The sequence below is a fragment of the Nocardioides pollutisoli genome (assembly GCF_040045055.1).
Classification (GTDB): domain Bacteria; phylum Actinomycetota; class Actinomycetes; order Propionibacteriales; family Nocardioidaceae; genus Nocardioides; species Nocardioides tweenelious.
The window spans coordinates 1545280-1557988 of record NZ_JBDZDU010000001.1; the positions used below are offsets into that span (position 1 = coordinate 1545280).

Genomic DNA, 12709 nt, shown 5'->3' on the forward strand with positions numbered 1-12709 from the left:
TTCGCCACTCGAGGTCCCTCCAGTTTGTGGCGCTCGTCGCGGGCGTCGGCACACCAGAGGCCGAGTGCACGACTCGCAGCGTGTCAGAGGTGCAGCGCCTCCTTTGCGGAGCACCACCGCTCGCGATTGACCGCGATGAGGAGTCCCTCACGCTGTTTGGTTGGAACGTACGACGACCCGTCGAGGTGAGCCGCGACACCGCCAGCCTCAGAAAGTATCAGGGCCCCCGGCGCGTGATCCCACGGAAGAGTGCGCCAATACAGCATGAAGTCCCGGTCACCGCAAGCGATGGCGGGGTATTCGAATCCGGCGGCCGCCGTACGTGGTTGCAGCGTCCCGTATCGGAACTCATTCTCCTGGATTGTTGCTCTCAGTTGCGGCGGCAAGAATCTGGTCATCACCGCGCCCTCAAGCGCGCCGGTCCTGGCGGGAACGCTGAGGCGGGTGCCCGTACAGATCTCGTACGCACCGGCCCCGAGTTCGGCCGCGTAGGTGCGGTCGTGCTCAGGGTGGTGAATGACTGCGAGCACCACCTGCTTCCGCACCACGAGTGCAGCCATCACGGCGTAATCGGAGGACCCGGCCGCAAACGCACTGGTGCCATCAAGCGGATCGAGGAGCCACGCCGGTTGCTGAGCGGTGAGACGGTCGAGAATGGCGGGGTTCTCAGAAGTTGCTTCCTCCCCGAGCACCACGCTTCCAGGCATAAGGGCAACTAGTTGCGAGCCGAGATACGCCTCACATTCTTGATCGGCGATGGTAACGATCTCGCCAGGCGCCTTTTCCCATATGTCATCAACTTCCAGGCTACGAAATCGGGGTCGGAGGATTTGCTCGGCTGCGGACCTCAGTGCATGAGCGACCGATTCGACATCGGGTACCGCGACGGAGTTTGACGTCCGGGCTCGGCGTTTCACCCGCTGACCTTAGCGTCGAGGTGCGCGATCTCACGAGTAGCGCCCGTGGCGCATACTCGCAACTGAACAGCGGACCTCCTTGGCGCGATCGAATATGTCGCCGTAGGGGGTATTAGTGCCACGTAATCTGCACGATGTCGGCTTTAGAATAGTGAACTCGACCCACGACGTCGTCTCGGTCAACGGGCGGCGGCGCCCGCGGCCCCTCCCGGCTCGTGCTTGGTCACATCGGGCTGCAGTGCTCGGTGGGCGCACCCGAACGGCAGCGAGATCGAAGCTATCTGATCGACGACGAGCGAGGTGCTCGAAGGAACCCGCGAGGCTGTCGCTGGTCGGCTTCCCCCTGCGCTACGCGGCAGTCCAGCCGCCATCGATGACCAACTCCGACCCGGTCACCCAGCTCGCCTCATCTGACGCCAGGTAAAGCACCCCGTAGGCCACGTCGGCGGGCTGGCCTAGCCGCCCGATCGGGTGCGCTTGTTCCATTGCGTGCATGGCAGCCTCAGGGTCGTCTTGACCGCGAAGATATGTGTCTGTGAGGGGGCCAAGAATAAAGGACGGGTGCACGGAGTTAACCCGAACGCCATTCCGGACGCTCCCACAATATAGGGCAGCCGATTTGCTCAACAGGCGCACCCCGCCTTTGCTCGCACAGTATGCGGCCAAGTCAGGACTCGCGACGATGCCATCCACCGAGGACAAATTGATGATCGAGCCTCCGCCCGATCGAGCTATAGCGCCAATTCCGTGCTTCAAACCAAGGAACGTACCCTCGAGATTGGTCGAAAGGACATGCCGCCATTCATCGAGTGTCGTATCCACGACATTGCGTTGCAGAGATACGCCCGCATTGTTTACCAGTACATCCAAGGAACCGTAGGACTGCGTAATATCATCGATAAGAGCGACCCACTGCTCTTCATCTCGCACATCGAGCCGGGAGAAAGACGCATTGCCCGAGTTTTTCCGAATCGATCGAACCGCAGTGTCGCCGGCAGCATCGCCGAGGTCCGCGACGATCACGTGAGCGCCCTCAAGGGCTAGCAGCGACGCTACTGAGTAACCCAGGCCCTGCGTCCCCCCGGTAACAAGAGCGATCTTCCCAGCCACCCTGCCTGGGCCTCGAGGGCCTTCCATCGTCGACACCACGTCAGGACCAGTCTGCGGCTTCAGCAAGGGGGCCGGCGAGAAGGCCACCATCGACTACAAAGTCGGCGCCCGTGCAATAGCTGCTTTCATCGGAAATGAGAAAGGCAATCAACTTCGCGACCTCCGACGCTTCGCCGACGCGCCCCATCGGTACGGACGCGCCGCAAGCGCTCTTGGTGGAGCGCAGCTTCTCCCGCAACCCGGCTCCCTTCCCTCCCATCATGGTGTCGATAAATCCTGGCAGGACTGCATTGACTCGAATATTGTCATCGGCCAACTCTGTCGCCGCCTGCCGAGTGATTCCGCGCACGGCCCACTTAGCCGCCGTGTAGGAACCCAAGGACGCCTGACCTACTGCGCCCGCGACTGAGGAGATGTTCACGATTGAGCCGCCGCCGGCCGCTCTCAGAGCTGGCGCTAGCGTACGAATCCCCAACCAAATTCCGGTCTGACAAACGGCCACAACTTGGCCATACTCCTTGAGCGTCGTGCTCTCAATCGTGCCGTCGGTATCGATCCCAGCGCAGTTCACCAGAGCATTTGGGTCGCCGAAGTAACTACTTGCACGCGCGAGCAGGTCGGCCCAATCGCCCTCGCGCGTGACATCCAAGTGGATAAAGTGGGCATTGTCTCCCAGCTGGGACGCCAGGGCCTTACCCAAGTCATCAAGCACGTCGGCAATGATGACCTTAGCTCCACGCGAAACGAGGAGCTCCGCAGTGGCCCGCCCTATTCCTCTTGGCGATGCGGCACCCGAGACAATAGCAACAGTTCCTGCCATCGTGTCCACGGATCTTGGCCTCCCTTTCTCGAATTCGAGTGCTACCTAATGCGACGGGGCAGTCAGATCCGACTGGACAGCTCTGCAGCAGTCCTCCCGGTCCAGGGCTGGAGGTCCCGGGAGGGCGATCACTTCATTTTTCGACCAGTCGCGACGTCTGCCATCTCGACGGCAAGTGCAGCAGCCTCTTCCGGCTCCGGAAGCACGGCCGCCTGGACCCGCCAATCCATCGGCAGGCGATCTTGAACGACACGTCGATATGCGAACAACGCCACTGACACCAAAAGGATGCAGACGGCCACCACAGACTCGCGCGTGCCGCCGTAGCCGAGCAGAGCAGGATTGGTGAACCCGACAGCAACGACTCCGATGTTGACGACCGTGAGAGCCAGCGCGACCCATACCCAGTGGTTCTTCAGCCGGATGGGTCGAGGCCATTCGGGGCGGTCTTTGCGGAGAAGGACGAACGCCGAGATGGCCAAGATGATCGACACCAAGTAGCCGAAGTTGCTCGCGAGGAGAATGCTCACGGGGGCCCCCACCAGCATCATGATGGTGACGTTCAAGACGACGTCAATCGTGAGCGACCGTCCAGGGACGCCCCAGCGGTTCAGCCAGTCCAGTTGCTTGATGGTCATCCCCTCTTGCGCCAGACCGTAAAGCGCTCGGCCCCCATCCGCGGTGCAGGAGATCATCGCGACAAGGAGCGATATTGCAATGATCGTTGTACCGACCCATGCCGCCCCACCGAGACTCTGATCCAATGCGACGACCATATATGTAACTGGATTCGCTGCGATCGTCTGTTCTCCGATACTGCCCGTGACAGCAAGGGGGACGAGGAAGAAGATCACGATCATAACCAGCGTTGAGTAACGAAGAGCCCGCGCTGTGTCGCGTGTCGTGTTCTTGTATTCTGGAGCAAAGGAAGCAGCGATCTCAGTGCCATAAGATGACCAAGCGGTTGCGTAAAAGACGACTACGATCGTCCGCCAATCCCCGGCATATCCCCAATTGAGGCGAGCGGGGTCCCAGTCAGCATTAGGACTTACGAGGCAGGCGAGTGTGATCAGCCCGAGCCCGAGAAGCAGGAAGAATCCCAGAAATTTCAACACCTGCCCGCTCAGCTTGACCCCAAAGTAATTGATTGCCCAAGCAGAAATCATCGCGACGGCCGCCAGGATATGCGGTAGGCCCAAATCGTTTCCGAAGACGGAGAACTGAATACCGCTATCTGGAAACCACGTCGCCGTGACAAGTTCCCCGAAAAGAACGGCTGCAACAGAGATCGACAGGGACCATCCCAACCAGTAGCCGAAGGCGGCGACCGCGCCCAACGGCGCGAAATACCGTTTCCAGCCCTCCATTGCGTACCGGGAAATGCCGCCCGAATCCTGGGGAAACATTCCAGCCATCTCGGCGAACAGCTTGTTTTGCAGGAATGCGATGGACAGGCCGACGATCCAGATCGCGATCGATGTCCACGCGTTCACGACGCCGAGCAAGTACCCGAACGTGCTGAAGAGGGACGCTGGAATGGTCATCGACATTCCGACCCCGTCGCGCCACGTGAGAGTTTTCCGCAGCTGCCGATCAGCCGACCGGGTCTCTGCGTTGGTGTTGGAGTTCATGGATACCTATCAGTCATGGCTTGGCATGGGTAGATCAGATGCGCTTTGTCGAAGGTCGACGCTCGGGCCGGAAAGAACGATCAACCCGACAACCCGGGAGCAGGTTGCGAAATATGCCTTTGCGGTGACCGTTCCTTTATCAAGCGCGGAGTCGAAGTGAGAGTAAGGCCAGGCGAGGACACCGAACAGTTAGACGATGTTATATTCGGACGCGTTGCACTTGGTTTTGAGTATGGCCTCGCCGGGAGGGCTGAGTTCCCGGAGTACGGATCTGCGCTGTCGTTCCCGGTTAGTTTTACGGCGGGCCGCAGCCTAAGCACACCGACTCAAACCCATCGCTTGGAATGCGATTCAGCTCACGAGGACGCCGGGCGAAGGCTGGGCGGCCAGAGGAAGCGGCCTCGGCTTCCGGTCTTGATTCCATGTCGTGGAGGTAGATCTGAAGTCACGGAGTTCCGGCAGAACGGTTGACGGTTGACGGTTGACGTGGGCGAAGCACTGACTTGGAGAGCGACTCGCCGAACGAGCGCCAGGCCACCCGCGCCCATGGCCGGCATCGTCGCCACGGCCAAGAACCCATTCGACTGCGGTCAGAACTTCCCGTGCCTACAGAGACCGGACTGAACGGCTCTTTGCGATGCAGCGCAGGGTGCCCGTGTCACCTATCGCCCGCTTCCCCGCACGTAGAAGGGAGACTTGTGCCTCTAGTACGGGCTTCAAGTACCTCGGTGCGATGACGCGCGTCGTGGACGGAAGGCGCCCCGTTCGTCCAGGCGCAGTTCTCGCACCTGAACGACGCACAACTCACGTTCGGCTTCCTCAGGTCGACGGCCAGAGACTCCGCCCTCGAGGGGCGCCAGGCCGATCGACGTCTTCAGTGTCTTCTAGCACCAACGAGAGCGCTTCGACGGACGCCCGCGTCTCACGAAAGGACCACAGGCTCCGGAGCCCACTTGGTGTCCTCAGCACCAGTCGCATACGTGATCGTTCCCGATTCGCTCTTGGGCGCAGCGCCGGGGTCAACGCAGGGGCGATCCTGATGACAATGGACTTCTATGCGGGCTAATTGGACTCGTCGGCCGTATGTGCGAGCAGGACCAGGGGGTTTGCCTCGAGGTAGTACGCAGCCGCACATCCGCGTGGTTGCTCGTAGGAGGCGACTCGGAAGTTGGGGACGCTTCGGATCCGTCCTCCCACTCGCTGATGATGTCGAGCAGGTCTCGGATCGTTCTGTCTCGCGAGCAGCCGCGATCGGCCGTTACCCGCGTCCAGTGTCGCGACGGCCGTCGGGAGCAGGCGGAAGCTCTTCTGCTAGGCGGCTGATCCCACCAACTTGGATCCGTAATCAGAGGTTTTGCGGGACTTTCTCGGGACCGCGACGAAGATCCCGAGGGACAACGAGGCGATCGTCTTGGGTTTCCGCAGGTCAGGAACTCTCTGATGGAGCCGCCCATCAGAATCGAACTGATGACCTTCTCATTGCGAGTGAACACTGAGGTCGCCGAGCGAAGTAGCAGCCTGCGCTCTGTTGTGCTCATGAGCTACAGGGCCGTTGGTGCAGGGTCGAAGTGAAGGTGGAATCCGCCCTCACATCGAGCGTTGGCCCCGTTCAGATCAGGCGCGATATCGATGCGCCCCCCTCTTGACGCGTTGCATCCCGGAGCGCCTCGGCGTGGTCCGGGCCACTTGGGTCTTCGACGCCCGCGGCGTGCGACTCGCAAGAGGGGGACGGACCTTCGGCGTCATCAGGGGTCCGGCGCCGAAGTAATCTGCATTTGCTCAGCTCGCCATTCATCGGCAGCTTCACGCCCGCACACAGTCCTCGCTGGTCGTCATGCCGACCCCCGGCAGTTCGAATTTCCGGGTCGATCCAGCATGTCGGAGAGCAGCGTCACTTCGTGGTGGTAGGTCGATGATGTGCGGCTCGCGTAGTAGAGCTGGCTGACCTCCTCCGAGTGGCCGGCCCATTCGGCCGCCAAAGTCTGGCTGATGCCGCCAGCGAGCCACCACGTGATGGCTGCCTTGCGAAGGATCTTCGGTGAAGCGGTCAGCAGTTCAGCCTTCGCTGTACCTGCGAAGACCCGCTCAAGGGCTGGTCGCCAGTACGTCGTGGTGAGGTTGCCCCAATCGAGGTGTCCACGCCCTGTCGGGCTAGTCCACGTTCGGTCGGTGGCCGCATACCCCCGTTCGAGATGATCTCGCAGTGCCGTTGCGATCTCCGGAACCATCGGGACCTCGCGATATTCGTCGTCCTCCCGATGCTTGAGGTTCCGGATTCGCCGACCACGCAGCCCGGTTTGGGTGTCGTATACGGCGGCCTCGGTCTTGCGGAACAGGGCGCGAGACGGTTCGTCCCAGATGAGCCACTCGGGACGGTGGGCCACCATTTCGCCGGGGCGAGGTCCGAGTGTCCCGGCAACCAGGATCAGGCTACGGAATCGCTCGCCGCTCGGTCGACCGTCGTTCATCAGTGGACCCAACTGGGAGATCGCGTCAGCCAGGTCAAAGACCTCATCCATGGTCGGGACCAGACGGGTTGAGACTCTGCCCGGTTTGGGCTTCGGCGCCAGACTCGCCAGCCCTTCCAGCGGAGTCCCCGTGACGTGTCCGCTGGCCATTGCGGCCTTCACGATCATTCCCACCGTGATGTGGAAGGCCCGCACGGTCGCCGTGGACGCAACCTCGGGGTCGAGCTCAACCTCCGCGACATCTGTGTCCGTCGTGATCGCGGCTGCAATACGCCGATTATTGACGGCTGCCGTCCGACCATTGATGGTGCGGCGCCGAACTAAGGCCAACCGAAGATCGTCTGCCACGAGGTCCGCAAGGGCTATCGAGTCCCCCGGATGCTTGTCACAGAGCCTTGGATCGTCTGCTGCGTAACGCAACAACTCGACCGCCAAGCGTGCGTTGCGCCGGTGGCCGAGTCGGTTCTTGTCGTCAAAGGTGGACTCGACCGTGGGCCACCAGGTGCGGTTCACGTACGTCTCGAACGTGGAGGAGATGATTACGGGCTGAGTCCCGGGCCGCACCGCACGAGCTGGGTCGATCGGCCAACCTCGATCATCAGCTTCCCAGGCGAGAAGCTTCGCCTTCGTCAACTCATCATGGAAGGTCTTCGCGTAACCCTTCTGACGGAACGTCCGTCGACGCTCCCTGCCATCAACCCTCCACCGGACGAACCAAGCCTTTGCCCGCCGATCTCCGGCCCCCGCGTGCGTGCCGTCTGGCAATCGCCCCTGCACGCCGTATACACCCCACGCGCTCATGCGACTTCCTTGGTCTCGAGCCAGATGCGTACGTCGCTCGGTCGAAACCGGATCTGCCCGTTGACCCGCAGCATCCTGGGCACTGTCCCGGAAGCCGGTCCAGCCTGGACCCACTTGCGCACCGCGTGGTCAGACACACCCAACCAAGCAGCGAGGTCCCTGATATCGATCAGGGGCTCATCGCCAGTCCGCGCAGTGACGTCGTTCTCGACCATGCGTACTGCATCGACAGAACTAGGAGAAACCTGTAATTCGACGCGTGGAGCGGCTTCAGCGAGCCGTCGCTCCCGGCGCTCCGCGGTGAAGGACTGTGTCCAAGGTGTGTCCAAGCCTGCATGGTCGCGGCCCTCGAGCGGCAGCCCATTTTGGATGCGAGTCCGTGCTGAAAGCAGGAAACCGCAGGTCAGCGAACTGGCCGGCGGTTTCCTTGTCTTGCGCGCCTGTAGGGATTCGAACCCCAAACCTTCTGATCCGTAGTCAGATGCTCTATCCGTTGAGCTACAGGCGCATGTCGAGCACCGTGGTGAACGACTGGACGAGGATAGCCGAACGGCGAGCGGTTGCCGAAATCAGTGCAAACCCTCGACGGCTCGGACGTCGGCGGGGAGGATCGGGCGGGTGTTCCGACTCGTCCCCACCGCGTGCATCCTCGGGGCGCTGACCCTCGCGGGCTGCACCGGCGCCAGCGAGGATAGTCAGCCCGACACCCCGACCAGCATCGCGGCGTACCCGGACCTCCCGCACTTCGAGGGCGACCTCGCGGTGACGCTGGTGCCCGCGCTGCGCGAGGTGTCGGACGGCCGGTGCACCCCCGACGACGACCACGGCTGCTCACCCGACGGCACCGAGTCCTTCCGGATGCTCGGCGAACGCGCGAGCGCGACGGTCGTCGAAGCACTCACCGCGCCGTCGACCGACCACACGTCGTGGACCACGACGGTGCGCTTCGACGGGTCGACCCAGCGTGCCGTGGAGGCGGCACGCGACAGCGCGGCCGGCCTCGGCGGGGTCGTCCTGGTGATGGCGAGGAACGCCGACGACCAGCAGGTGCTCGCGGTCGCGAATCCCCAAGAAATACAGGGGAAACGCGCCGATTTCTTAGGTCTCGAAAAGGCCGAAGCGTGGGCGATCGTGGACGCATTTGGCGCGGTGTGACGCGACGCACGAAGCGTTGAACGATCCAATGTGTCGCCCCCAAACTACGGGGGTACTGTCGCCCCAACCCGAGGCCCGACGCACCGTCCGCGTCGTTCCCGGGCCGGTTCCACAAGTCGCCGCCAACGGTGCCGAGCGATCCACACAGCAACTCCACGACACACCATCGACACGCTCGATGGCCGGCGACGCCAGGCAGTTGAGGCGACGTCCGCGAATGCGCGAGAGGGAAACAGCCAGATGGCAGACGTTGACGCGGCCCTGGATGCCGCAGGACTCACCAACCAGAAGGTCCGGGAGTACGTCCGCTTCTACGCGGACCTCACCGGCGCAGAGCGGATCGAGGTCGTCACGGCGGCCGACGACGCGCGACTGATCCAGGAAGCCCTCGAGGCAGGCGAGCTCGAAGCCGCCGGCGAGGGGCGCTACTACTCCCGCAGCTACCACAAGGACACGGCGCGCTCCGAGGAGCGCACGATCGTGGCCACGAGCGACCCGAAGGACAAGGGCGTCTACAACAACTGGCGCCCCGCCTCGGAGATGAAGCCCCTCCTCCACGACCGGATGCGTGGCGCCTCCGCGGGCAAGACGATGTACGTCATCCCCTACCTGATGTCGCCTCCCGGCAACGTGCTGGAGCCCTGGGCCGCCGGCGTCGAGCTGACCGATGCGCGCACCGTCGTGCTGCACATGATCCGGATGTCGCGCGTCGGCGTCGAGTTCCTCAACGACCTCGAGGACCAGGACAGCTTCGTCCGTGCGGTGCACGTGACCGGCGACCTGGAGAACCTCGGTCAGGGCACCGAGGACGACCAGCGCTACTTCGTGACCGTCGCCGACGAGCGCACGATCCTCCACTACGGGTCGTCGTACGGCGGCAACGCGCTGCTCGGCAAGATCGCCCACGGCCTGCGCCAGGCGGCGTACGACGGCTGGGCGTCGGGCAAGTTCCTGGCGGAGCAGTACATGCTCATCGGGATCCACGACAAGGAGACCGGGAAGACCTACCACATCTGTGGCGGCTTCCCGAGCGCCTCCGGCAAGACCAACCTGGCCATGATGCTGGCGCCGGACGCCCTCGGCGACCGCTACCACGTGTCCTTCTACGGCGACGACATCGCGTGGCTCTGGGTGGACGAGACCGACGGCCGCCTCTACGGCATGAACCCGGAGTACGGCGTCTTCGGCGTCGCCAAGGACACCAACGAGGTCACCAACCCGACCGCACTGGGCTCGGTCGACCACGGCACCGGGACGATCTTCACCAACATCGCCTACAACCCGACCACCGGCGAGGTCTGGTGGGAGGGCCGCACGCCCGAGCCGCCGGCCGACCCGACGGGCTGGCTCGACTGGAAGGGCGCGCCGATCGCGGAGCGCGAGGAGGGCGACACGCTGCCCTGGGCGCACCCGAACAGCCGTTTCACCACGACGCTCGACAACGTCCCGAACATCGCGCCCGACTACAACGCCGCCAAGGGCGTGCCGATCGACGCGATCATCTTCGGCGGCCGCACCCGCGACCGTGAGCCGCTGATCCGTGCGATCACCGACCTCGCCGAGGGTGTCTACGACGGCCTGACCCTGGGCGCCGAGGCGACCGCGGCGGCCGAGGGCGTGGAGGGCCAGCTGCGCTACGACCCGATGTCGAACCGCCCGTTCATGGCGTACGGCGAGGGCGACTACGCCGCTCACTACCTCAAGGTCGTGGGCGCGGCGACGGACCAGCCGATCTTCGCCCACGTCAACTGGTTCCAGCGTGACCCCGAGGACGGCCACTTCCTGTGGCACGGCTACCGCGACAACCTGCGGCCGCTGCTGTGGCTGCTCCAGCTGCGCAACGGCGAGGTCAAGGGTCGCGAGACCGCGGTCGGCATCCTCCCGACCGAGGACGAGCTGGTCCTCACCGGCATGGAGACCAGGCCCGAGGACCTCGAGAAGCTGCTCACGATCGACGTCGACCGCTGGAAGCAGGAGATGGGCTTCCGCGAGGAGCACCTCCAGCAGTTCGACCGTCTGCCCGAGGAGATCTGGGTGGCCCACCGCCGGGTCGCCGAGGCCCTGGAGAACGAGTCCAGCTGACCTGAGCACCGACAGAGAAGGCCCCGTCCACCTCGGACGGGGCCTTTTCTGTTGGTGCGTTGTGGGATTATCGGGATGCACGAGCCGGAGGGGGATCGAGCGGAGGGACACTGTGGGGATGCAGGACGCTGCGAGTCGCGCCCTCTTCGAGGGTGCGGGCTCGGCGCTCTACGAGGAGATCGTCACCTCCGGTGGTCTCGTCGACGGCGACCCCCGGGTCCAACCCGGAGGTGACCTGCACGACGCCTTCGAGCAGCTGCGGCAGATGGGGCTGGTCCGTCTCGACTCCGCGAGTTCGACCTGGGTCGCGGAGGATCCCGGCCTCGTCCACGCGCGTGTGGTCTCGCCGCTGAGCCAGCAGGGCGCCGAGCTCCTCCTGGAGTCCTCACGGTGGGCCGAGGCGTTCGCCGGGCTCAACCAGGTCTGGCGGCGCTCACCCGGTGCTACTGAACGCGGCCCGTTCCGCTACCTGCACGGCGCCGCAGAGATCAGCAGCTACCTCCAGTCCCTCGGGCCCGAGGCCGAGGAGGAGGTGCTCACCGCGCAACCCCAGACCGGGCGCGACACCGGACGAGGCCTCGAGGACTCCCTGCACATGGAGCGCAAGATGCTCGAGCAGGGCGTCCGGATCCGCACCCTCTACCAGCACAGCGCCCGACGCAGCACCGCCACGCGGGAGTACGTCGCCGCGCTCGGCCCGCTGGGAGCGGAGATCCGCACCCAGGACGAGTTCTTCAACCGGATGATCGTGGTCGACCGACGGACGGCGGTCATCCCGTCACCCGAGGACCTGGCCACGGCCCTGGTGATCCAGGAGCCGACGATCGTCGCCTACCTGGTCGACGTGTTCACCCGCTCCTGGGAGCGGGCACGCCCGTTCACCAGCCAGGAGGCGTCGGTGGTCAAGCACATCGCCGGCGAGCAGCGGGCGATGACGATGCGGATGCTCGTCGAGGGCCACCCCGACCCGGTCTCGGCCAAGCGGCTCGGGGTCAGTCCCCGGACCTATGCGGGCTACGTCGCGGACCTCAAGGACGAGTTCGACGCGGAGACCCGCTTCCAGCTCGGCTACACGATCGGCCGGATCGACGCGAACCAGTCGAACCAGCCGGACCCCTCGGACTCGGAGACCCCCGACAACGACTGAGGGCGGCGATCCGATGATCGGATCGCCGCCCTCAGTCTTCGCGAGGCGCAGCTTGGGGGGTAGCCACGGACCAGAATCTGGGGGGTGGGTCTGGTCCCCGCCTCAACGTTGGGGCGTCAGCTCACTTGCGGTAAGAAGTGCCCCAGCTCATGTCGGCGTGCGCCGGCGCCGAGATGCCGAGCAGTCCGAAGCTCAGCAGTGCTGCAGTCGTCGCGATCGCAACCTTCCGCACAATGTTCATGATGTCCCTCCACCTTTACTCAAGCTTTCGGGCCCCACGGTTGGCCCGGTGACACAAGTGTGGGGGAGGGGTTACGGTGCGCCGAGCGAAACGTTGCCTCAGAAAAGTGCATTGCAACATCCTGCAAATTGCAGAGTTCTGCACCCGGAATTACGGACGACCCCTCCCGCGGGCACCGCGGAAGGGGTCGTACCACTGGCGGAGGCGGAGGGATTTGAACCCTCGATGGGGTTGTAGCCCCAAACCCGCTTAGCAGGCGGGCGCCATAGACCGGACTAGGCGACGCCTCCCCGACAGCGAGGACAGGCTACTAGGACCGCCCGGCCCGCGACGAATC

8 protein-coding genes and 3 tRNA genes are annotated in these 12709 nt (G+C 64.0%); 3 read left to right on the plus strand and 8 right to left on the minus strand.

What is annotated here, in order from left to right; all coding sequences use genetic code 11:
* Positions 1-83 precede the first annotated feature (83 nt).
* The 7 genes from ABLE68_RS07545 to ABLE68_RS07575 all read right to left on the minus strand — a co-directional run bounded on the left by ABLE68_RS07545 (position 84) and on the right by ABLE68_RS07575 (position 8255).
* Positions 84-917 carry an inositol monophosphatase family protein gene (locus ABLE68_RS07545; RefSeq protein ID WP_348870702.1) on the minus strand — a complete coding sequence of 278 codons (834 nt, stop codon included), beginning with the start codon at positions 915-917 and terminating at the stop codon, positions 84-86.
* A gap of 348 nt (positions 918-1265) precedes the next feature.
* Positions 1266-2117 (minus strand): glucose 1-dehydrogenase, encoded by an 852-nt coding sequence (locus ABLE68_RS07550; protein WP_348870703.1) that lies wholly within the window; start codon positions 2115-2117, stop codon positions 1266-1268.
* Positions 2068-2847, minus strand: coding sequence for an SDR family oxidoreductase (locus ABLE68_RS07555; protein WP_348873244.1), 780 nt, complete (start codon positions 2845-2847; stop codon positions 2068-2070). The genes ABLE68_RS07550 and ABLE68_RS07555 overlap by 50 nt, the downstream gene beginning before the upstream one ends.
* A gap of 128 nt (positions 2848-2975) precedes the next feature.
* The gene (locus ABLE68_RS07560; protein WP_348870704.1) at positions 2976-4478 is read right to left on the minus strand and encodes an APC family permease; all 1503 of its coding nucleotides are present in this window, start codon (positions 4476-4478) and stop codon (positions 2976-2978) included.
* A 1441-nt stretch (positions 4479-5919) separates the two neighbouring features.
* A tRNA-OTHER gene (locus ABLE68_RS07565) sits at positions 5920-5996 on the minus strand.
* Between the two features lie 314 nt (positions 5997-6310).
* Positions 6311-7747 carry a hypothetical protein gene (locus ABLE68_RS07570; protein ID WP_348870705.1) on the minus strand — a complete coding sequence of 479 codons (1437 nt, stop codon included), beginning with the start codon at positions 7745-7747 and terminating at the stop codon, positions 6311-6313.
* Between the two features lie 435 nt (positions 7748-8182).
* Positions 8183-8255: transfer RNA gene (locus ABLE68_RS07575), tRNA-Arg, on the minus strand.
* 110 nt (positions 8256-8365) lie between these two features.
* Between ABLE68_RS07575 and ABLE68_RS07580 the strand changes: the two genes are divergently transcribed.
* The 3 genes from ABLE68_RS07580 (at position 8366) to ABLE68_RS07590 (ending at position 12131) form a co-directional block, all read left to right on the plus strand.
* Positions 8366-8902, plus strand: a complete 537-nt coding sequence (locus ABLE68_RS07580; protein ID WP_348870706.1) for a hypothetical protein — start codon at positions 8366-8368, stop codon at positions 8900-8902.
* 240 nt (positions 8903-9142) lie between these two features.
* The gene (locus tag ABLE68_RS07585) at positions 9143-10984 is read left to right on the plus strand and encodes a phosphoenolpyruvate carboxykinase (GTP) (RefSeq protein WP_348870707.1); all 1842 of its coding nucleotides are present in this window, start codon (positions 9143-9145) and stop codon (positions 10982-10984) included.
* A 118-nt stretch (positions 10985-11102) separates the two neighbouring features.
* Positions 11103-12131, plus strand: coding sequence for a TrmB family transcriptional regulator (locus ABLE68_RS07590; protein ID WP_348870708.1), 1029 nt, complete (start codon positions 11103-11105; stop codon positions 12129-12131).
* A 437-nt stretch (positions 12132-12568) separates the two neighbouring features.
* On the opposite strand, the gene ABLE68_RS07595 is transcribed toward ABLE68_RS07590, so the two are convergent.
* A tRNA-Ser gene (locus ABLE68_RS07595) sits at positions 12569-12662 on the minus strand.
* Positions 12663-12709 lie beyond the last annotated feature (47 nt).

Bases quoted from the DNA above. Each gene is read 5' to 3' on its own strand.
- ABLE68_RS07550 (WP_348870703.1), bottom strand. From the start codon at position 2,117: ATGGTGGCCTTCTCGCCGGCCCCCTTGCTGAAGCCGCAGACTGGTCCT.
- ABLE68_RS07555 (WP_348873244.1), bottom strand. From the start codon at position 2,847: ATGGCAGGAACTGTTGCTATTGTCTCGGGTGCCGCATCGCCAAGAGGA.
- ABLE68_RS07560 (WP_348870704.1), bottom strand. From the start codon at position 4,478: ATGAACTCCAACACCAACGCAGAGACCCGGTCGGCTGATCGGCAGCTG.
- ABLE68_RS07570 (WP_348870705.1), bottom strand. From the start codon at position 7,747: ATGAGCGCGTGGGGTGTATACGGCGTGCAGGGGCGATTGCCAGACGGC.
- ABLE68_RS07585 (WP_348870707.1), top strand. From the start codon at position 9,143: ATGGCAGACGTTGACGCGGCCCTGGATGCCGCAGGACTCACCAACCAG.
- ABLE68_RS07590 (WP_348870708.1), top strand. From the start codon at position 11,103: ATGCAGGACGCTGCGAGTCGCGCCCTCTTCGAGGGTGCGGGCTCGGCG.